This is a genomic window from Oxalobacteraceae bacterium OTU3CAMAD1 (genome assembly GCA_024123915.1).
Classification (GTDB): Bacteria; Pseudomonadota; Gammaproteobacteria; order Burkholderiales; family Burkholderiaceae_D; genus Rugamonas.
Genome location: CP099650.1, coordinates 7,036,974 through 7,056,581, shown reverse-complemented (window position 1 = coordinate 7,056,581; position 19,608 = coordinate 7,036,974). Strand labels below are relative to the sequence as shown.

Annotated in this window: 17 protein-coding genes and 1 tRNA gene; 6 read left to right on the top strand and 12 right to left on the bottom strand. The window is 65.5% G+C overall.

Annotated elements, in window-relative coordinates; translation table 11 throughout:
• Positions 1–34: 34 nt before the first annotated feature.
• The 4 genes from NHH88_30245 to NHH88_30230 all read right to left on the bottom strand — a co-directional run bounded on the left by NHH88_30245 (position 35) and on the right by NHH88_30230 (position 2,393).
• Positions 35–553: a glycine zipper 2TM domain-containing protein gene (locus NHH88_30245; GenBank protein USX13878.1), complete on the bottom strand. Its 519-nt coding sequence runs from the start codon at positions 551–553 to the stop codon at positions 35–37.
• A gap of 100 nt (positions 554–653) precedes the next feature.
• A complete protein-coding gene (locus NHH88_30240) occupies positions 654–977 on the bottom strand; it encodes a hypothetical protein (protein ID USX13877.1) in 324 nt (107 codons plus the stop codon).
• Positions 978–1,038: 61 nt separating this feature from the next.
• Entirely contained in the window at positions 1,039–1,749 is a 711-nt protein-coding gene (locus NHH88_30235; protein USX13876.1) for a choice-of-anchor J domain-containing protein, read from the bottom strand.
• Positions 1,750–1,886: 137 nt separating this feature from the next.
• Entirely contained in the window at positions 1,887–2,393 is a 507-nt protein-coding gene (locus NHH88_30230; GenBank protein ID USX13875.1) for a hypothetical protein, read from the bottom strand.
• 188 nt (positions 2,394–2,581) lie between these two features.
• Here NHH88_30230 and NHH88_30225 point away from each other — a divergent pair, with 188 nt between their 5' ends.
• Positions 2,582–2,776 (top strand): hypothetical protein, encoded by a 195-nt coding sequence (locus NHH88_30225; protein ID USX13874.1) that lies wholly within the window; start codon positions 2,582–2,584, stop codon positions 2,774–2,776.
• Positions 2,777–2,882: 106 nt separating this feature from the next.
• Here the strand turns inward: NHH88_30225 and NHH88_30220 are convergent.
• A tRNA-Leu gene (locus tag NHH88_30220) sits at positions 2,883–2,967 on the bottom strand.
• Positions 2,968–3,209: 242 nt separating this feature from the next.
• On the opposite strand from NHH88_30220, the gene NHH88_30215 reads away from it, so the two are divergent.
• Positions 3,210–3,845, top strand: coding sequence for a hypothetical protein (locus tag NHH88_30215; GenBank protein ID USX13873.1), 636 nt, complete (start codon positions 3,210–3,212; stop codon positions 3,843–3,845).
• Here NHH88_30215 and NHH88_30210 read toward each other — a convergent pair.
• Positions 3,842–5,746 carry an AAA family ATPase gene (locus NHH88_30210; GenBank protein USX13872.1) on the bottom strand — a complete coding sequence of 635 codons (1,905 nt, stop codon included), beginning with the start codon at positions 5,744–5,746 and terminating at the stop codon, positions 3,842–3,844. The genes NHH88_30215 and NHH88_30210 overlap by 4 nt on opposite strands.
• 465 nt (positions 5,747–6,211) lie before the next feature.
• On the opposite strand from NHH88_30210, the gene NHH88_30205 reads away from it, so the two are divergent.
• Positions 6,212–6,598: a gel scht gene (locus NHH88_30205; protein USX13871.1), complete on the top strand. Its 387-nt coding sequence runs from the start codon at positions 6,212–6,214 to the stop codon at positions 6,596–6,598.
• Between the two features lie 67 nt (positions 6,599–6,665).
• Here the strand turns inward: NHH88_30205 and NHH88_30200 are convergent, their stop codons facing one another.
• From NHH88_30200 to hutC, 6 genes are all read right to left on the bottom strand, one after another.
• Positions 6,666–8,390, bottom strand: coding sequence for a glycosyltransferase family 39 protein (locus tag NHH88_30200; GenBank protein USX13870.1), 1,725 nt, complete (start codon positions 8,388–8,390; stop codon positions 6,666–6,668).
• Positions 8,391–8,503: 113 nt separating this feature from the next.
• Positions 8,504–8,773 carry a type B 50S ribosomal protein L31 gene (locus tag NHH88_30195; protein ID USX13869.1) on the bottom strand — a complete coding sequence of 90 codons (270 nt, stop codon included), beginning with the start codon at positions 8,771–8,773 and terminating at the stop codon, positions 8,504–8,506.
• Between the two features lie 259 nt (positions 8,774–9,032).
• Positions 9,033–10,295: a transcription termination factor Rho gene (gene rho, locus NHH88_30190; protein USX13868.1), complete on the bottom strand. Its 1,263-nt coding sequence runs from the start codon at positions 10,293–10,295 to the stop codon at positions 9,033–9,035.
• Positions 10,296–10,463: 168 nt separating this feature from the next.
• Positions 10,464–10,790 (bottom strand): thioredoxin TrxA, encoded by a 327-nt coding sequence (gene trxA / locus NHH88_30185; GenBank protein ID USX13867.1) that lies wholly within the window; start codon positions 10,788–10,790, stop codon positions 10,464–10,466.
• A gap of 258 nt (positions 10,791–11,048) precedes the next feature.
• Positions 11,049–15,395, bottom strand: coding sequence for a PAS domain S-box protein (locus NHH88_30180; protein ID USX13866.1), 4,347 nt, complete (start codon positions 15,393–15,395; stop codon positions 11,049–11,051).
• Positions 15,396–15,641: 246 nt separating this feature from the next.
• On the bottom strand, positions 15,642–16,394 hold the full coding sequence (gene hutC, locus NHH88_30175; GenBank protein USX13865.1) for a histidine utilization repressor: 753 nt from the start codon (positions 16,392–16,394) through the stop codon (positions 15,642–15,644).
• A 161-nt stretch (positions 16,395–16,555) separates the two neighbouring features.
• Between hutC and ada the strand changes: the two genes are divergently transcribed.
• The 3 genes from ada (at position 16,556) to NHH88_30160 (ending at position 19,601) form a co-directional block, all read left to right on the top strand.
• Complete coding sequence (ada, locus tag NHH88_30170) at positions 16,556–17,647, top strand: bifunctional DNA-binding transcriptional regulator/O6-methylguanine-DNA methyltransferase Ada (protein ID USX13864.1); 1,092 nt, start codon at positions 16,556–16,558, stop codon at positions 17,645–17,647.
• On the top strand, positions 17,640–18,578 hold the full coding sequence (locus NHH88_30165) for a 2OG-Fe(II) oxygenase (GenBank protein ID USX13863.1): 939 nt from the start codon (positions 17,640–17,642) through the stop codon (positions 18,576–18,578). Before ada ends, NHH88_30165 begins: the two co-directional genes overlap by 8 nt.
• A gap of 162 nt (positions 18,579–18,740) precedes the next feature.
• On the top strand, positions 18,741–19,601 hold the full coding sequence (locus tag NHH88_30160; GenBank protein ID USX13862.1) for an STAS domain-containing protein: 861 nt from the start codon (positions 18,741–18,743) through the stop codon (positions 19,599–19,601).
• Positions 19,602–19,608: the final 7 nt, after the last annotated feature.

Genomic DNA, 19,608 nt, shown 5'->3' with positions numbered 1-19,608 from the left:
CCGGCGCGGGAATGCGCCGGACCGCGACTCTGGCTTACTGTTCTTGCTGATTGCGCTTGGCGATTTCGTTGCCGGCATAGGCGCCGCCGACCGCGCCGGCGATGGTTGCCAGCGTCCTGCCTTTCCCGTCGCCCACCTGGTTGCCCAGCAGGCCACCCACCACCGCGCCCAGGCCGATGCCGACCGCGCTGTTCTGCGGTGCCGGCGCGGGGGCCGGAGCGCGTTGTACCGGCGCCTGCGCCACTTCGTTCCGGTCGTCATTGCGGCTTGCCTGGCGGGCCGGCGCATACGTGTGATGCACGACGGTGCGGCGCTCGACGATCTGGCGTGGCTGCGGTTGTGGCTGCTGCTGCGGTTGCACCTGCGCGGTCAGCGGCTGGTTCGCCTGCATCGCGGGCACGGTGGCGCTGATCTCCGGCGCCGCGCTGCCTTTCGCTTGCGAGTACGGCAGCAGGCCGAGAATGGAGGCGGCGCCGACGAGGCTGACGATGGTCACGGAAAACGCGGCGACGGCCAGCAACGGGTGCATGCGGTTAGGTACGGTATGTTCCATTTTCTTCTCTCCTGAATATCGCCATCTGTGGCGCTTGCTCCTATAACGGGGCGGGAAGGGAAGGGGGTGACGTAGAAAGTGTTTCCAGAGTAAGCAGATGTTACGGCGCGTCCCTGGCGGCGCTCCGGCGCTCCAGCCATTCGCGTCCGCCCCGGTCGAGCGCGCGTTCCACCACGGCGGCGGGCATGCTGTAGACGGTGGCCCAGGTGGCCCGGCCATCGGCGCCGTTCGACGGAAAGCTGCTGACTTCGACCGGCCAGTGATATTTGCGCTTCAAGCTCTTGATGATGGCCGCGAGCGAGGTGCGCCCTTGCAGCGGCGGATTGCCGGACTGGTCGCTATCTGACAGCAGTACCGCCAGCACGGCGCCGCGCGCCGTCAACGGACCGGGAAAGGTGGGGGATTTCGGGGATTTGGTAGCCATGGCGACATTCTACGCCGGGGGCGGGCCCACGCTAAGGCGGACCCGCCCCACAGTCGCCCGCTTAAGCGCGGGATTGACGCCTGCGCATGTAGCCGACCATGCCCAGTCCGAACGCCATCATCATGTACACGCTTGGTTCGGGCACGGCGGTGATTTGCACCGTGTCGATACCGATGTAGTTCGAGTTAGCGCCGAACAGCCCGCCGTCGGTGACCGTGTAGCGGAACGCGAACGCCCCGCTGGTCGGGCCGGTCAGGCCGCTCAGGGTGGCGCTGTAGCGGGTCCACTCTTCCGGATAGCCACCCACCGTCAGCGCGGAATTGATGCTGATGAGCAGGGTGGAGAAGGTGCCCACGCTGGTCGCGGTGGTGCCGACATCGGTGCCGCCGACGTTGCTGAAGCGGACCTCCAGCCGGTCCGGCCATTCCGAAAAGTCGGCGGTGCGGCTGTAGAACGACAGCGTGTCGCCATTGCGGTAGGTGGACGTGGGCAGTATCAGCCAGGTGCTGATGGTGGAGACCTCTCCGCCGGATTCAAAGTTGGCGGCGAGATAGGAGTTCGGCGCGCCCTGCTGCGCTGGAAAGACGAACTCGTTGCCCTGGAACCAGTCGAGCGTGCCCGGCGGTTGACTCAGGTTGTTGACGGTCCAGCCTGCGGGCACGCCGGCGTCGAAGTTTTCGGTCAGTGGATCGGCCGAGGCGCCGCTACTCAGGCCCAGGGTCAACGCCAATGCGAAAGCTGAAATCAAAGCGGATTTGAATGGAACAGCCATCTTAACCTCCAGTAAGTGGAAAACGGCGAGCGGGCGCCCGCCGCCATGGTCAAAATAGCATGCTTAACTTATTGGCATTAAACTCAAAACAACCCTGCCGTCGTTTGATCCTTACTTTGTCGTTGCTGCGGAGCCGGTTAGTGCACCTGGGCCATTTTGCCCAGCGCGACCTTCAAGCTGGCGCTGTCCAGCGAGTTGACCAGTTGCGGATGGTCCGCGAAAAAAGTCGCGACGCGCTCGACGACGCCGGGATTGTGCTGTTGCGCGGTGGTGGCGATTTCGGCCACTTGCGGCGGGGTGATTTCGGCCACCTGCCCGGGTGTCAATGTCGCATGGCCATTGGCGGTGAACAGTTCGCCGACGCTGCCGGCAAGGGCAGTGAGCATCGCCGGACCGACGTCGTCCAGCAGCTGGTTCAGCAAGCCGGCCTGCACCTGCGGATCGCTGCGCACGAACAGCTGGCTGACCAGTTGGCCGAAAGGCGGCGTTTCGTTCGACAGGAAGGCGGAAGCCAATCCCTGCGCGAGGGAAGAGCGCGGCGTATCGCCGACAACGTGCGAGAACGCCTGCGCGACGCCTTCCGGATCGGCCGCGGTTGGATGTCCCGCGAACTGCTGCAATAAGTTTCCGAGGTCAAAGCCCATGACTGCTCCCGAGTTAAAAACCCCAGCATAAAGGGGGCGTGGGGCCGCGTCTGTTCGGGGCCTAACGAAGGGGTGGGGGCGTGGTGGGGGAAATTGTCTTTTTATACAGTATAATGGCTGCACTTTAGTTCGCACGCGACATTGTTTTTATTTTTATGATAACTTGCGTGTCCATTGGGAGAGAGCACATGCAAACAGAACAACGACACAACGCTTCGCTGAGCGCGGCGGTGGAACATGGAATTTGGCTGGCCGAGTCGCAGGGGAGCGCGATCGCCTGGGCGTATATGCAAACGTATAAGGTCCCCACCGAAGCGATCCGCCGCGTGCTGGCCTATCCGGAGACCCGCAGGAAGAGCGACGCCATCCGCCGTCACCAGTGACGGGCCGGCGCGCCGGCGCCATCCAACAAAAAACCCGCAGAGCCTGATGGCGATGCGGGTTTTGTCGTTTGGTGAAGCAGTGTGTTTCGTACTCAATTCACATTCATGGTGCCGGGAGCCGGAATCGAACCGGCACGCCTTGCGGCGCGGGATTTTGAGTCCCGTGCGTCTACCTATTCCGCCATCCCGGCAACGCGACCCGCATTATCACTGATTTGCTTCGCAGCCGCAAGCCTTGATGCGCACTATTTGGTTTTTAAGCAAGTGGGAGGCCGTCCCGCCCGACACCGCTCCTGCTCGACGCAGATCAAACCGCGCTGTCTTTGTCGGATGAGTCCGTTTTTTTGTGTCCGACAATGGATGCATGAACGACCATCGTATTCCCGCAAACAGTATAAACTTTAGTCGTGCACCGGAAGGAGTGGAGGGGGCTATGGAATTGTCCGAGAGAGTGGATATGCTGGCCGCGCGGGTTGATGCGCTTACCGAACTGGTGAACGCGGCGCACACAGAACAGCTCGAATCCCACGGCGAGCAGCTGGTCGACCAGGACGAGCGCCTGGCGGCGCTTGAGCGGGTGCTGCGCAGTCACAGTGAGATGGTCGGCGCGATGCGTAAGGAAGTCGCCGCGCTGACGGTCAAAGCGACTGTGCTTGAGGAGCGGCTGAATGGTTTGGTCTGGCGCTTGCAGACGCTCGAACATGAGGTCTCGCTGTTGCGTGCCGATGTGGCGGCGCTTTCCGTCAGGGTCGACAACCTGACCACGCGGGTTGACAAGGTCGACCAGCGGGTGGAAAGGGTTGACCAGCACCTCGAGACGGTCGACCAGCGGGTGGAAAGGGTCGACCATCGCCTTGAGACGGTCGACCAGCGGGTGGAAAGGGTCGACCATCGCCTTGAGACGGTCGACCTGCGTGTGGAAAGGGTCGACCAGCGCCTTGAGACGGTCGACCAGCGGGTGGAAAGGGTCGACCATCGGCTGGGCCGCGTCGAGCTCGTCATGTGGCTCGTGGTCGCCGTCAACCTTTCCCAACTGGTGCTGGCGCTGTCCCAGGGATTAAGCCGCTAGGCAGCCTTCAGCAAACGCTGTTGATGCTGCTGCTCCAGCAGCGCGAAGATGGCATCCTTCGACAGCACATACTGGTCCATCAACACATCCTTGAGTTCGCTGATCTGGTCGCGGTAATCGTTGATCGATTGCAAGGTGTACGTGTAGAGCTCGTCCGCCTTGGCCTGGACTTGGTCGAGGTCGTTTTCCTTGTTCTTGAACTGCGAGTAGTCCAGCTTGGAGCGCGAGTACATCGACAGCTTGTTGACCATCATGTCGAGCATCGACGTGGCCTTCTGGATGTCGTTCTGGCTACCGACCGAGATGCCGCGCGCGCCGTAGAACAGCTCCTCCGCCGCCACGCCGCCGTACAGCTGAATCACGTCGCGTTCGAGCTCTTCGAGCGTGCGCAACGCGACGTCGTCCGACGCCGACAGCACGTAGCCGAGCGCCCCGAGCTTGGACACCGACTCGGTGCTGATCTTGAGCAGCGGCGAACGTTCCTTCACCTCGGCCAGCGGCAGGCCCTCGCGCAGCCACGGATCGATCTGCATGAAGAAGTGGCCCAGCTCATGCAGCGCGACGCGTTCGCGCTGGCGGGTTTTCTCGGCCGTGGTGGCGCGGTCGGTCAGGCCGATGGTGGCGCGCTCGAAGGCGCGGAACATCAAGTCGGTGTTGATCACGGTCTTCTCCTGGATGGCGATCATGCTGGCGCGCTCGACCACCGTCTGCAACAGCGCCGGGCTGAGGTTGGCCGTGATCTCGGCCACGTGGTCGAGGTTGAGCGCGTCCCAATCGACGCAACCTTGGGCCTTGCGCGAGAGGAAGGAGCGCAGCAGCTCGCTGCGCTCGCCCTTGTTGGGCAGGCGGAAGTTGATCTTGACGGAGAAGCGGCGCAGCATCGCCTCGTCCATCTGCGAGGAGGCGTCGTCGAAGTTGGAGGCGACCACCCAGATCACGCCGGCGCCCTTGTCGCTGCGCACGCCGTCGAGCAGACCGAGCAGCGTGTTGGCGGTGTCGTCTTCCCATTTCTTTTCGCCGCGTCCGCGCGGCATGAACAAGCCCTGCGCCTCGTCGAGGAAGATGATGCAGCTGCCACGCGCGCAGGCCTTGCGGTGCAGCGCGTGCAGCGCCTTGGAGCCGCCGCCGATGTAGCCCGATTCGAGCGCCGACGCCGACGCCTGGATCAGCGGCACGTTGAGGCGTTTGGCCAGGTAGCCGGCCAGCTTGGTCTTGCCGGTGCCGGCCGGGCCGGTGAGCATGACGTTGAACGGCTTGTCGATGTCGTGCTCGCGGTACACGGCGCGGTTGCGGATCATGTCTTCCAGGTGCAGCACTTCCTGTTTGATATCTTCCATGCCGATCAGGTCGTCCATATTGCCCTTGAGCTGCGACGGATCGAGCACGGTGGCGCTGACGCCGGTGCCGGGGATGCCGTGGCGCAGCAGGAACAGGACCAGCCCGATCAGCAGGATATCGACCGCGTGGCGGCGCAGGAAGCCGCCGGCGCGCGCCAGCTTGCTGTCGTCCTCGTCGACCAGCACCGCCTTGTGCGACGCCAGGTAGTCCTCGCGCGCGATGGAGTAGGGAATGTTATTGCGCAGCAGGACTTCGCGCTCCAGGCTCAGGTGCGAGGTGCTGGGCACCTTGATCACGCGCAGCATCGGGTCGCCCTTGAGCTTGAAGATATAGCGCGGCGCCTCCGACAGCGGCGCGGCCACCATCAGGTATTCGAGCCGCTCGCGTTGCGTGGCCAGCGCGGTGATCTGCGAAATGTCCTGCGAGCGCATGATCGGGCCGGTGTCCTGCGGCACGTCGCTGCGCCAGCTGAACAGCGCGGCGGCGGCGATCGCCAGCAGCAGCAGCGCGGCGCGGACGTAATTGTTGCGTAATGCGGATTGAAGTTTGTGAAGAGTAAACATATGCGCTATCCAACCTGGAGTGGGCAGCTGAGTGTCGGGCTGGTGCGCGGGAGTGGGGCGCAGCAGCCGAGGCCGCCGTTGCCGGTGCGCGGTGTGGCGCAGCCGGGTGTTGCTAAGGGTTAACGTGGGACGAATCTTGTGAAACTAACATGCCGTGCGGCAACTCATCCTATGTGAACTATAGCGGTCCTTTTTGGTTTTGTCTCGCTTTTGCTCAACAAAAAAGCGTGTCGTGCAACAGCCGGCGGCGCGCGCGGCCGCTAGGGCCGGGCGGCCCGGGGCAGGGTCCGGGCGCATTCCGTTCGTCGGGGTTTTTTGCTTTTGAAGACCGCCGTTTTACCGCTCGTCGCAAACGCCGGATATTGGCGCCGGCTTTTGTTAATGTGATCACGTCAGCCGCTGAACAGCACATTCCAGCGGTGATCCCCGAGCAGTTTATGAACCAACAACCTTACGGAGCACACCATGAAAAAGACCCTGTTCAGCATCGCCGCCGCCCTCGTCCTCACCTCGATGTCCGCAGCCCACGCCGACGACAGCAGCGTGCAGATCAAGGCCAAGCCGGCCCGCTACTACGTGACGCCGGGCGAGTTCGCCGATTTCAAAAACGCTTATCAGCTGACCAACGGCCAGATCCTGCAGTTCACGCAAAACGGCAACCACTTCTACACGCAACTCGACAAGGGCCAGCGCGTGCGCATCTTCGCCTCCTCGCCGACGGTGTTCGTTACCGAGGCCGGCACCCGCATCGTCTTCACCGAACAGGGCGAGACGGTTGGCATCAGCAACTTTGAAAAGCTGCCGATGGCCGCCAAGCTGCCCGCCAACACGATGATGATGGCGCGTCGCTGATGCGACCATGCCCTGGGCGGGCGGCCGCGTCGCGACCGCCGGCGCCCGAGTTTTTCAGCCCAGTCTTTTAGTCGACCCGGCGGTACAGGCGGAAGCGCTCGGAGCGGTCTGCCGGCCGGCGACCTTCCCAAATCAACGCCCACTGCTTGCCGCGATGCTGCGGCTGGATCTCGCGGTTGTCGCGCACCTTGGTGCTGTCCTGCAGCAGCAGCAGGTTGCAGCGCCCGCCCTCGACACCGGTGAACGGCAGTTGCGCGTAGTAGGCGAACGAGGCGCGTTGCGCCGGTCCCACATTCGTTTCGATGCAATCGGCCTTCGACGGAATCTTCTCGGCGATCTGGCGCGCCACGCTGGCGTAGCTCTTGCTGTAGTTAACGTCCGGCAGGAACAACGTCATCAGCAAGATCCAGATCAGGATCACGCCGCCGGACGACAGCACCACGGCGCGCCACAGCACCGTCGGACGGCGCGACACGCGCCAGTGCACCAGCGCGAACCAGCCGGCGGTGGCCAGCAGCGCCACCGGCACGGCCACCAACCCCACCTCCGGCGTGAAGCCCGGCACCAGTTTCAACGCGTTCTTGGCGAACTGCGCCGGCCAGCCGGTCAGCTTGGCGACCCAGAACAGCCAGATGACCGCTCCGCACAAGGTCAGCGCCATCACCGAGAACCAGTCGATAGCGTTGATGGCGCCGCGCTTCATCGTCAGCAGGCCGAAGGCGGCCATGACGGCCAGCGGCGGCAGCAGCACCAGCAACTGGCCCTGCTCGGGCACCTCGGTGGACAAGCTCAGCAGCGTACCCATGGTGACGAAGGCCAGCGGCACGACGATGTGCAGCGCCAGGCGCTGGCGGCGCCAGGCCCAGACGGCCCAGCCGGCGAACGGCCAGGCCGGCCAGAAGAACCAGACCCCGACCCGGAAGAAGTATTTGAAGGCGGCGATGGTGGGCAGCGCGACCTGGTTCAGGTTCCATTCCATCCACGCCTGCAGCGGTTGCTGGTTGTACGGGCGCAGCGCCTCGGCCGGCACCAGCCACAAGGCGGCGACGGCGGCGGCGACCAGCAGCGCCAAGCCGAGGTCGCGCAGCGCGCGCAGCACCGGCTGGGCCAGCAGGCGCGTGCAGGCGAACACGGCCAGCATGAGGAACACCGGCGTGACCCAGCCGCGCGTCAACGTCAGCAGGCCGATGGCCAGGCCGCTGAGGGCGGCGTTGCGCAGCGACGGCGCCTCGACGTAGCGCACGGTGCGGTACAGCATGAACGCCGTCAGCGACACCTGCAGCGCCTCGGAGGTGGTCTCGTGGCTGTGCAGCAGCAAGCCCAGGCAGCCGAGGTAGATCAGGACGGCGGCGTCGGCCAGGGTACGGCCGAAGTCGTCCGGCTCGGGCTGGCCGCCGAAGGCCAGGCGCAACGGTTGCGCGTCCTGGCGGCGGCCGAGGTTGAAGGTGGCGAACCAGAGCGATGACACGCCGATCACGAAAATGGCGACGGTGCCGACGCGGGCGGCCATGACGTCGCCCAGCAGCCAGCCGAACAGTCTCATGCCCAGCGCGCCGATCCAGAACGCCAGCGGGCCCTCGTCGGGCATCGACAGGCCGGCGATGTTGGGCCACAGCCAGTCTTGCCAGGTGCCGTGCGCCATCGTCCACATGATGCCGAAGCTGGCGGCGTCGTCGTTCTTCCACGGATCGCGGCCGATCAGGCCGGGCAGGATGTAGAGCAGGCCGAGGGCGAACAGGGCCCAGCGTGGCAGCGCCAGGGTGGCGGCGGCGGGAAGACGAACTGGCTTCATCGATCAGTGTGCAAATTGAGGTAGACGGGAGTATGAAGGAAAACCGGCGAGAGGCGAGGCCGACAAACAAAAAAAGCAGCCAGAGGCTGCTTTTTTTGAATCGCGGGAAGGAATTAACCTTGAGCGACTTGGGTCTTCGAACCGACGGCGCCGAATTTCTGGCGGAATTTCTCAACGCGGCCAGCGGTGTCGACGATTTTGTGCTTACCGGTGTAGAACGGGTGCGATTCAGCCGACACCTCGATCTTGATCAGCGGGTATTCTTTACCTTCGTGCTGGATCTTTTCGCGGGTCTGGATGGTCGAACGGGTGACGAATTTGAAGTCGCACGACAGGTCGTGGAACACTACGTCGCGGTATTCTGGATGGATTTCTGGTTTCATGTGTAAGTCTCGGTAGGTTTGGTAGCCAAACAGCACTTCGTCGGTCGATCCTGCTTCTTGACCCGATTGCCGATCACTTGCCAGTGGTTTAGATAGTGCGACCGGGGATTATACAGCCGTAAACGGAAACAGGCAACCGAGGTTGCCTGTTTGTTATGATGCGGTGGGCGAATATCAACCCGCACACCGGAGCCGTGGGGTCGTACGGGGACGCCGAGTCCCGTACGGAGTACGACCCCTGTGGCCGCCTTGCGGGTTTTTAGCCGCCGCGCCGCATCATGTCGAAGAACTCACCGTTGTTTTTAGTGGCCTTCATCTTGTCGAGGATGAACTCCATCGCCTCGATCTCGTCCATCGAGTACAGCAACTTGCGCAGGATCCAGATCTTCTGCAGCTGGTCCGGCTTGATCAGCAGTTCCTCGCGGCGGGTGCCCGATTTGTTCAGGTTGATTGCCGGGTAGACGCGCTTCTCGGCCAGGCGGCGCTCCAGGTGCACCTCCATGTTGCCGGTACCCTTGAATTCCTCGTAGATCACGTCATCCATGCGCGAACCGGTCTCGATCAGCGCGGTGGCGACGATGGTCAGCGAACCGCCTTCTTCGATGTTACGGGCGGCGCCGAAGAAACGCTTCGGACGCTGCAGCGCGTTGGCGTCGACGCCACCGGTCAATACCTTGCCCGAGGCAGGGATCACGGTGTTGTAGGCGCGCGCCAGGCGGGTGATCGAATCCAGCAGGATGACCACGTCTTTTTTCATCTCGACCAGGCGCTTGGCTTTTTCCAGCACCATCTCGGCGACCTGCACGTGGCGGGTGGCCGGTTCGTCGAAGGTCGAGGCGACCACTTCGCCGCGCACCGAGCGCTGCATCTCGGTCACTTCTTCCGGGCGTTCGTCGATCAGCAGCACGATCAGGGTCACGTCCGGGTGGTTGGAGGTGATCGCGTGGGCGATGTGCTGCAGCAGGACCGATTTACCGGATTTCGGCGACGCCACCAGCAGGCCGCGCTGGCCCTTGCCGATCGGCGCGATCAGGTCGACGATGCGGCCGGTGATGTTTTCGGTGCCGTTGATGTCACGTTCCAGGCGCAGCGGCTCGTTCGGGTGCAGCGGCGTCAGGTTCTCGAACAATATGCGGTGCTTCGAGGCTTCCGGCGATTCGCCGTTGACCTTGTCGACCTTGACCAGCGCGAAGTAGCGCTCGCCATCTTTAGGGGTGCGCACTTCGCCCTCGATCGAATCGCCCGTGTGCAGGTTGAAGCGGCGAATCTGGGAAGGGGAAATGTAGATATCGTCGGTGGAGGCCATGTAGCTGGCGTCCGGCGAGCGCAGGAAGCCGAAGCCGTCGGGCAGCACTTCCAGGGCGCCGTCGCCGAAGATCTGTTCACCGGATTTCGCGCGCTTTTTCAGGATCGCGAACATCAGTTCCTGTTTGCGCAGACGCGCCGCGTTGTCGATATCAAGACCGATGGCCATCTCCAGCAATGCCGAGACGTGTAGGGCCTTTAATTCAGATAGATGCATATGTGTTGAGTGTCCCGTGACGGGAAAGTAAAGGTAGGGGAGGGAACTGCGTGGTGTTGTCTGTTTAATTATAAAACGGGCTGCGGTCTGGCCGGGCCATCGTTTTTTGCCTGTCCATCGAAGGTGCCGCGGGCGCGGCGCCGTCGATGCAGCCAAATACTACCGTACTTAGATATTACTGTCGATGAAAGAAGTCAGTTGACCTTTTGCCATCGCGCCGACTTTTTGAGCGGCAGGAACGCCGTTCTTGAACAGGATCAGGGTCGGGATGCCGCGGATGCCGAACTTGGCCGGTACGGCCTGGTTCGAATCGACGTCCATCTTGGCGATCAGGATCTTGCCGTCGTATTCCTTGGCCACTTCTTCCAGGATCGGGGCGATGCTTTTGCAAGGACCGCACCATTCGGCCCAGAAATCGACCAGCACAGGGCGGTCGGACTTCAGGACGTCGGCGTCAAAAGAAGTATCGGTGATGTGTTTGATATTTTCGCTCATATATTCCTCAATCGAGGTCAGTGGGTCAATAACGCCTGGAGATTATGCCATGTTGTCCGCAATCGCCTACAACGTTGCCGGTTACAGGCAACAGATGGTGGCCAATTGCGCGAATTCAATGTCTTGGATGGGATGGCAACAAGGTCGGCAGGCGGGGATGGCTGAAATAATAACCCATTTTTTAAAAATGTGCGGCGGAATGTCTAAAGGCCGCCGTTTGGGCCGCCGTTGGGCCGCCGTTGGGCGATAACCTGGACCCTAGTTGTCGTCGGCGAAGGTGGTGTTGGTCATGATCTGTTCGGTGATCTTTTCCAGCAGCGGCCACAGGTCGGCCAGCAGCGCCTGCGCCCTGGCCGCGCTGGCCGGATCGTCCAGCGGCAGTTCCTCCAGCTCCAGCAGCAGCTCGCCCATGCCCAGCGCGCCGACGGTGCGCGCCGGCGACTTCAGCCGGTGGCTCAGGTCGCGCACCGTGGTCATGTCGCCGCGCCGCAGCGCAGCCTCCATGCGGGTGATGACGTCCTGGCTGTTTTGCAGGAACTTGAAGGCGAACTTGCGCACCTTGTGCGGATGGTAGCCCAGCAGCTTGGCCAGGATCGACAGGTCGATCACCGCCGGATCGCCGCCCAAGGTGGTCTTGAAGGCCGGGCGCGCCGGCGCCGCCGGCCGTTCGCGCGTGCTGTCGCGCTCGGGCAGCCAGTTGGCGATGGTCTGGTACATCAGCGCCGGCTGGATCGGCTTGGAGATGAAATCGTCCATGCCGGCCTCGATGCAGCGCACCCGGTCCTCGCTGGTGGCCGTGGCCGTCATGGCCAGCACCCGGATGTCGGCCAGGCGCGGGTCGGCGCGGATGCGGCGGGTCGCCTCCAGGCCGTCCATCAGCGGCATTTGCACGTCCATCAGCACGCAGTCGAAGGCGGTCTGGCGCAGCAGCTCGAGCGCCTCCATGCCGTTGGCGGCCAGGCACACCGACGAGCCGACCTCCTCCAGCATCTCCAGCGCGATCTGCTGGTTGAAGGTGTTGTCCTCGACCAGCAGGATGCGGGCGTTCTTGAGCGCGGCCATCACCGCCGCGCTGCGCGAGGACGCCAGCAGCTCGGCGGCGGCGTCCTTGACGCGGTCGATCAGCGCCGGCACGCTGGCGCTCGAGACGCCCAGGCGCGCGGTGAACCAGAAGGTGCTGCCGTGGCCGGGCCGGCTGCGCACCCCGACCTCGCCGCCCATCAACTGCGCGAGCTGCTTGCAGATCGACAAGCCCAGGCCGGTACCGCCGTATTCGCGCGTGGTGGAGGTGTCGGCCTGCTGGAACGACTGGAACAGCTTTTCGATCTCGCCCTCGGACAGGCCGATGCCGCAGTCGCTCACCTCGAAGCGCAGCAGGCAGCCGTTGGCGTCGCCGACGACCTGGCGCACGCGCACGTCGATGCGGCCCTTTTCGCTGAACTTGATGGCGTTGTTGGTGTAGTTGATCAGCACCTGGCCGAGCCGCAGCGGATCGCCGCGCAGCACCTTGGGCAGGGTCGGATCGAGGTCGAACACCAGTTCCAGCTCGCGGCTGGCGGCCTTGGGCGCGACCACCGTGGTCAGGGTCTGGATCACATGTTCGAGCGCGAAGTCGACCTGCTCGATGGCCAGCTTGCCGGCCTCGATCTTGGAGATGTCGAGGATGTCGTCGATGATGCCCAGCAGGTGCTCGCCGGCGAAGCGGATCTTTTCCAGGTAGTCGCGCTGGCGCGGATCGAGATCGGTCTTGAGCGCCAGGTAGGCCATGCCGATCACGCCGTTCATCGGCGTGCGGATCTCGTGGCTCATGTTGGCCAGGAACTGGCCCTTGGTCTGGCTGGCCTCCTCGGCCACCTGGCGCGCCTGGTCCAGCTCCAGCGTGCGCTGGGCGACGCGCTCCTCCAGATGCTCGTTCAACTCGCGCAGCGCGTCCTCGCCGCGTTTGCGGTCGGTGATGTCGGTCAGGCTGGCCACCACCAGCGGCACGGCGCCGCCCTGGTCGGGAATGGGTTCGGCGTTGATCGACAGCCAGTGCACGGCGCCGTCGGGCTGGGCGATGCCCATCACCACGTCGCGCACCGACAGGCCGGTGACGATGGCCAGGCGCACCGGATGGCTGGCGGCGTCGAAGCGGGTGCCGTCCTCGCGCACGCCGCACCATAGACCACCGCCGCCACCACCGCCGCCACCGCCGTTGGCGCCGTTGGGCTCGATCGGCAGCGCGTGCGCCAGCATGCGCGCGGCGGCGGCGTTGCGCTCGAGGATGGCGCCGTTGCCGTCGACCATCACCAGGCCGTTGGTGACGGCGTTGAAGATCGACGCCAGGCGCTGGCTCGAGCCGCGCAGCGCGCCCTCGGCCTGCCGGCGCGCCGTGATATCGGTCAGCATGGCCAGCGTGCCGGCGTAGTGGCCGGCGTCGGAATTGATGACGGTGGTCGACAGCAGGCACCAGACGGTGCTGCCGTCGCTGCGGCGGAAGCTGACGTCGCCCTGGATCGCCTCGCCGGCCAGGCGCCGCTGCAGGTGGTGGTGCAGCTGCAGGCGCCCGTCGGCGTCCATGAAGTCGGTCATGGCGCGGCCCATGATCTGCTCGACGTCGTAATCGAGCATGCGCGCCATGGTCGGATTGACGAAGGTGGTGCGGTCGTCGGCGTCGCTCATCCAGATGCCCTCGGCGGCGGTCTGCACGATCAGGCGGTAGCGCTCGGAGCTGGCCTGCAGCGCCTCCTCGGCGCGCTGGCGCTGGGTCATGTCGCGCAGCGCCATGATCACCAGCTCCTGGCCGCCCAGTTCCACCTGGGTGATGTGCACCATCGCCGGGAAGGTGCTGCCGTCGGCGCGGTGGGCGCTCAGCACCCGACCCGGCAGGTTGGCGCGGGCGAACAGCTCGCGTCCGCGGCCGTTGCTGCGCATCGCCTCCGGCGCCAGCTGGTCGACCGAGCGCCCGGCCATGTCGCCATCGTAGCCGAAGCTGGCGGCGCAGGCCGGGTTGGCGTGCCGCACCCGCCCGCTCTTGTCGGCGATCAGCACCGCGCCCGGCGTGGCGTCGACCACGGCGCACAGGCGCGCCTGCTCGGCGGCGGCGCGGTCGCTGATGTCGGCCAGGGTGCCGACCGCGCGCAGCGGCCTGCCGGCGGCGTCGCGCTCGATCACCATGCCGCGCATGAGCACCCACTTCCAGCTGCCGTTCTTGCAGCGCATGCGGTGCTCGCTGCTGATCTGGACGTTGCCGTCGGGCGGGGCGGCCAGGCAATCCTGGATGCCGCGCTCGACCTGCGCCAGGTCGTCGGGATGGACATGGCCGCGCCATTGTTCGATCGACTGCGCGAACGGTTGTGCCAGCGGCTGCGCCGGCGCCGGCCTGGACGCCCCGGGGCCGCCGTCGTAGCCGAGCAGTTCGCAATAGCGCGCCGACAGTGTCAGGGCGCCGCTGTCGATGCGCCATTCCCACGTGCCGGCGCCCGAGCCTTCCAGCGCCAGGCCGGCGACCCGCTCGGCGCTGTTTTGCTCGGCGCGCGCGGCCGACAGCGCGGCCGATTGCTTGCGCAGGCGCCAGGCGCCGCCCAGGGTTACCAGCAGCAGCAACGCGCCGAGCGCGAAGCCGCCGTAGCGCAGCAGCCGGTTCGATCCCTCCGGCTGGTACAGGAAACCGTCGAGCTTGAAGTCGGCCGGCAGCATGCCTTGCTGGGCGTAGGCGCGGGCGATGGCGCCCCAGCGCTCCGGATTGCTGTAGCCGAGTTCGATCAGGTCCTGCTCCAGCAGCGAGGCGATCTGGCGCGCCTCGAACATCAGCAGCTCGCGGCTGTTGCGCTCGGGATAGCGGGCCCGTATCAGGTCGGCGATCTCGCCCTGGTGCGCCATGGCGTAGCGCCAGCCGCGCAGGGTCGCTTCGCGCAGCGCCCGCGCGCGCGCCGGATGCTCGCGCAATTCGCTCTCGGTGGTGTAGAGCACGTCGCCGTAGAAATCGAGACCGACGGCGCGCGGCGAGTAGATCGCGTAGGCCAGGTTGGTGCGTTCGAGGACGAACGGCGCCTCGGTGGTGTAGACCGACATGGCGTCGACGCGGCCCTGCAGCAGGTCGTCGTAGTTGTGGGTATGGGCGGGCAGATGCAGGCTGTCGCTGCGCACGCCCAGTTTTTTCAGGTAGACGGTCAGCTCTTCGTTGTTCGGCGCCAGCATGACGCGGCTGCCGGCCCACGGGCGCGGTTCGCCGCCGGGGCCATGGCGCACCAGCAGCGCGGCGGCGGAATGCTGGAAGATCGAGGCCAGCACCACCACCGGCTGGCCGGCGCCGCGCGCCAGCAGCAGGCCGGTGTTGCCGACGCCGTACTGGGCGGCGCCGCCGGCGACGTTTTGCAGCGGGTCGCTGCCGGGCACCGCCTCGGCCAGCGTGACATCGAGGCCGGCGTCGCGATAGTAGCCCTGGTCCTGCGCGGCGTAGTAGCCGGCGAACTGGAACTGGTGCCGCCATTTGAGCTGGATAGTGACCTTTTCGGCCGCCTGGGCGCCGTGCAGCGCGCCGGCCAGCAGCAGGACGAACGCCGCCACCCGGCGCGGCAAACGGCGCCAGGAGCTCGGGCGAACGCGGGAACGGCTGTGCGGCAAGAGCTTCCCTTTCCGGTGACAGTGGGTGTCTGGAGGCAGCCAACTATAGCAGTTTTAACCGCTGTGATCTCATCGATAAGAAAAGAAGGGAATTGCGTCTCGGCGGGGCCGCGGCGCCCCGAAAAAGACACATTTGAGGCCCAAAAACGCCCCGCGTCCGGGCCCGGACGTGACATTCGGTGAGAAAGCGGCGCGCCGCGCGACTTGCCAGTTGGGAGTCACGCGCCGTCGCCGTGGCGAAGGGCCTTATTGGGCGAAGCTGCCGGCGAACTGGTAGCGGTGGCCGGGATGCCACATGGTGGCGATGCTGGCGATGCGCCCGCCCGACAGCGTCTGGCGCTTGAGCACCAGGCAGGCCTGCCGGGTGTCGATGGCCAGCATGTCGGCGATGTCGCGCGGCGTGGCCAGCGCCTCGATGCTGTAGGTGGCGCCCTGCAGCGGCGCCGCCTTCATCAGGTATTCGTTGGGGGTGATGCTGGCGAAGTCCTGTTCCATGTAGTCCGGCGCGCACAGCGGATTGACCCAGCGGTCCTCGACCTGGATCGGCACCGCGTTCTCGAAGTGGATGATCACCGAATGGAACAGCGGGTGGCCGGCCGGCAGGTCGAACTGTTTGGCCATCAGCTCGCTGGCCTTGCCCCGTTCGAGCTGCTGCAGGCTGCTGCGGTGGACGTGGCCGCGCGCGCGCACCTCGTCGGCGATCGATTTGATCTCCAGCAGCGTGGCCTGGTATTTTTGCTGGGCGACATAGGTGCCGGAGCCCTGGCGGCGGGTGAGCACCTGTTCGGCCGTGAGTTCGCGCACGGCGCGGTTGACGGTCATGCGGGAGACGCCGAATTGCTTGACCAGCGCCTGTTCGGACGGGATCACGTCGCCTTCCTTCCAGACGCCGGCCGCGATCTGGGCCAGCAAATGGTCTTTGATGCGCTGGAAAATAGGCGTGCCGTCCGGGGTGGCCGGCGGGGGGCTTTTTTGTTGCTGATCGCTTTGATCGTCCAAACGGGTTCTCCTGACGCGCCTCCGCAGGCGGCGGAGCGGGGCATTTTAGCACCCGGCACGGGTACAATTCAAAAGGAGGAATTCAAAAGCAAGAGTTGGAGTGCGACGTCATGCGTCGCCCGATAGCATGGCACCATTCCAATTCAACGATGGAGTCCGAGATGGACAAGGTAATCGATAAACCAACCGAAACGACCGTCCCCTACGCCGACGAGCAGTCGCGCTGGGCGGCCGTGCAACAGCGCGACGCCGGCGCCGACGGCGTGTTCTGGTATTCGGTGCGCAGCACCGGCGTGTACTGCCGGCCGTCGTGCGGGGCGCGCCCTGCGCTGCGCAAGAACGTGGCCTTCCACGACAGCCGCGAGGCGGCGCTGCAAGCCGGTTTCCGGCCTTGCCTGCGCTGCAAGCCCGAGCTGCCGCCGCTGGCCGAGCGCCAGGCCGCGCTGGTGGCCGAGGCCTGCCGCCTGATCGACGCCGCCGACGAGGCGCCCGACCTGGACCGCCTGGCCGCCGCCGTCGGCGTGAGCCGCTTCCACTTTCACCGGATGTTCAAGGCGGTGACCGGGATCACCCCGAAAGCGTACGCCCAGGCGCGGCGCGCGCGGCGGGTGCAGGAAGGCTTGACGCGGCAGGCGTCCGTCACCGAGGCGATTTACGACGCCGGCTTCAATTCCAGCGGCCGTTTCTACGCCAATTCGCCGGCAGTGCTGGGCATGACGCCGACCGCCTTCCGCGCCGGCGGCGCCGGCACGGTGATCCGCTTCGCCATCGCCGCCTGTTCGCTGGGCGCGATCCTGGTGGCCAGCACGGCGCAGGGCATCTGCGCGATCCTGATCGACGACGACCCGGACTTCCTGGTGCGCGACCTGCAGGACCGCTTTCCCAAGGCGGAGCTGATCGGCGCCGAGGCCGAGTACGAACAGGTGGTCTCGCGCGTGGTGGGCATGGTCGAACGGCCCGAAATCGGCCTCGATCTGCCGCTGGACGTGCGCGGGACGGCGTTCCAGCAACGGGTGTGGCAGGTGCTGCGCGAGATACCGGCCGGGCGCACCGTCAGCTACGCCGAGCTGGCGGAGCTGGTGGGCTCGCCCAAGGGGGCGCGGGCGGTGGCCGGCGCCTGCGCGGCCAACGCGCTGGCGGTGGCGATTCCCTGCCACCGGGTGGTGCGCAACGATGGCTCGATTTCCGGCTACCGCTGGGGCGTGGACCGCAAGGCGGCGCTGTTGGACAGGGAGAGGCTGGGCAATGAGTAGCGACAACGGGGAGTTCGATTTCAGCGCCGGCGCGCCGGCGCGCCAGCCGCGCAAGACGCCGCCGGTGGGCGCGCCCCCGGCCAGGCCGCCAGGCGATGCCACCGCGCCGGCCGGCGCCGATACGGCGGCCACCGCTACCGCTACCGCTGCCGCGGCCGGCGCGCTGGCGCTGGCCAACGCCCGTCGGGCGGTCGGCGCGGCGGCCGGCATCGCCGTGCACGTGGCGGGGCTGGATTGGCAAGCCATCGCCGACGAGCTCACCGCGCACGGCTACGCCATCGTCCCCGGCATGCTGACGGCCGACGAAAGCGCCGCCATGGCCGCGCAATACGCGCAGCCGCAGCTGTTTCGCAGCCGCGTGGTGATGGCGCGGCACGGCTTCGGCAGCGGCGAGTACCAGTACTTCCGCTACCCGCTGCCGTCGATGATCTCGGCGCTGCGGCAGGCGCTGTACGCGCCGCTGGCCGCCATCGCCAACCGCTGGCACGAGGCGATGGACATCGACACCCGCTTCCCGGCCGAACACGCCGACTTCCTGGCGCGCTGCCACGCCGCCGGCCAGAACCGCCCGACGCCGCTGCTGCTGCAATACGGGGCGGGGGATTACAACTGCCTGCACCAGGACCTGTACGGCGAACACGTGTTCCCGCTGCAGGCGGCGATTTTGCTGAGCGAGCCGGGCAAGCACTTCGATGGCGGCGAGTTCGTGCTGACCGAGCAGCGCCCGCGCATGCAATCGCGGGTGGAGGTGGTGCCGCTGCGGCGCGGCGACATGGTGATTTTCCCCGTCAACCACCGGCCGGTGCAGGGCACGCGCGGCGTCTACCGGGTGGCGATGCGGCATGGCGTCAGCCGGCTGCGGGCCGTGGCCGGCGCCAACACCGGGCCGCTGCGCCATACGCTGGGCATCATTTTTCACGACGCCACCTGAATATTCGAATATTCCTTCGGTTTCCCCTCCGTACTATCTCTCCCCCTGTTATGCTGCCTGCGCAGCGGCCGCGCGCGTGGTCAATTGAACATCGGAAAGCCGCAATGCTTTGGTACTATTAGTTGCCATTATTTAATTTGCACGACAACCTCCGGGGATTTGATGACCACCAACGACAACGCGCGCCGTATCAGCGCCCTGATTCAACAGCACCAGGCCGAGATCGGCGCCGACTGGATCGCAAATCTGGAAAGCATGGCATTCCGTAGCGACAGCGCTTCGCAGGAACAATTGCGCCGCCACTGTCGCCAGTTCCTGACCTTGCTGCCTGAAGCAACCTTGAATGGCGGCTTCGACAGCATCGAAGGCCGCGCCTGGGACGAGGTGCGCGACCAGCTGACCGAGATCTCCGGCCAACGCGCCAAGCAGGGCTCGACCCCGAGCGAGACGGCGACCTTTGTGTTCTCGCTCAAGCAGTCGCTGTTCGGCAGCCTGCGCCAGACGCTGGCGGGCGAGCCGGAGCTGCTGGCCGAGGCGCTGTGGAACGTCAGCACCCTGCTCGACAAGCTGGGCCTGTTCACCATCGAGGTGTTCCAGAAGAGCCGCGACCAGATCATCGTGCGCCAGCAGCAGGAGCTGCTGGAGTTGTCGACGCCGGTCGTCAAGCTGTGGACCGACATCCTGGCGCTGCCGCTGATCGGCACCCTCGACAGCGCCCGCACCCAGGTGGTGATGGAGAGCCTGCTGGAGAAGATCGTCGAAACCGGCGCCGCCATCGCCATCATCGACATCACCGGCGTGCCGACCGTCGACACCCTGGTGGCCCAGCACTTGATGAAGACCATCGCCGCCGCCCGCCTGATGGGCGCCGACTGCATCATCAGCGGCATCCGCCCGCAGATCGCCCAAACCATCGTCCACCTGGGCGTGAACCTGGACGACGTGGTGACCAAGGCCACCCTGGCCGACGCCTTCATCGTGGCGCTGGCACGGGTCGGCTCGACCATTTCCCGCAAAGCCTGAGCCGCCG

Excerpts from the sequence above, each read along its gene's own strand:
- NHH88_30245 (USX13878.1), bottom strand. The coding sequence starts at position 553 with ATGGAACATACCGTACCTAACCGCATGCACCCGTTGCTGGCCGTCGCC.
- NHH88_30240 (USX13877.1), bottom strand. The coding sequence starts at position 977 with ATGGCTACCAAATCCCCGAAATCCCCCACCTTTCCCGGTCCGTTGACG.
- NHH88_30235 (USX13876.1), bottom strand. The coding sequence starts at position 1,749 with ATGGCTGTTCCATTCAAATCCGCTTTGATTTCAGCTTTCGCATTGGCG.
- NHH88_30230 (USX13875.1), bottom strand. The coding sequence starts at position 2,393 with ATGGGCTTTGACCTCGGAAACTTATTGCAGCAGTTCGCGGGACATCCA.
- NHH88_30225 (USX13874.1), top strand. The coding sequence starts at position 2,582 with ATGCAAACAGAACAACGACACAACGCTTCGCTGAGCGCGGCGGTGGAA.
- NHH88_30215 (USX13873.1), top strand. The coding sequence starts at position 3,210 with ATGGAATTGTCCGAGAGAGTGGATATGCTGGCCGCGCGGGTTGATGCG.
- NHH88_30210 (USX13872.1), bottom strand. The coding sequence starts at position 5,746 with ATGTTTACTCTTCACAAACTTCAATCCGCATTACGCAACAATTACGTC.
- NHH88_30205 (USX13871.1), top strand. The coding sequence starts at position 6,212 with ATGAAAAAGACCCTGTTCAGCATCGCCGCCGCCCTCGTCCTCACCTCG.
- NHH88_30200 (USX13870.1), bottom strand. The coding sequence starts at position 8,390 with ATGAAGCCAGTTCGTCTTCCCGCCGCCGCCACCCTGGCGCTGCCACGC.
- NHH88_30195 (USX13869.1), bottom strand. The coding sequence starts at position 8,773 with ATGAAACCAGAAATCCATCCAGAATACCGCGACGTAGTGTTCCACGAC.
- rho (USX13868.1), bottom strand. The coding sequence starts at position 10,295 with ATGCATCTATCTGAATTAAAGGCCCTACACGTCTCGGCATTGCTGGAG.
- trxA (USX13867.1), bottom strand. The coding sequence starts at position 10,790 with ATGAGCGAAAATATCAAACACATCACCGATACTTCTTTTGACGCCGAC.
- ada (USX13864.1), top strand. The coding sequence starts at position 16,556 with ATGGACAAGGTAATCGATAAACCAACCGAAACGACCGTCCCCTACGCC.
- NHH88_30165 (USX13863.1), top strand. The coding sequence starts at position 17,640 with ATGAGTAGCGACAACGGGGAGTTCGATTTCAGCGCCGGCGCGCCGGCG.
- NHH88_30160 (USX13862.1), top strand. The coding sequence starts at position 18,741 with ATGACCACCAACGACAACGCGCGCCGTATCAGCGCCCTGATTCAACAG.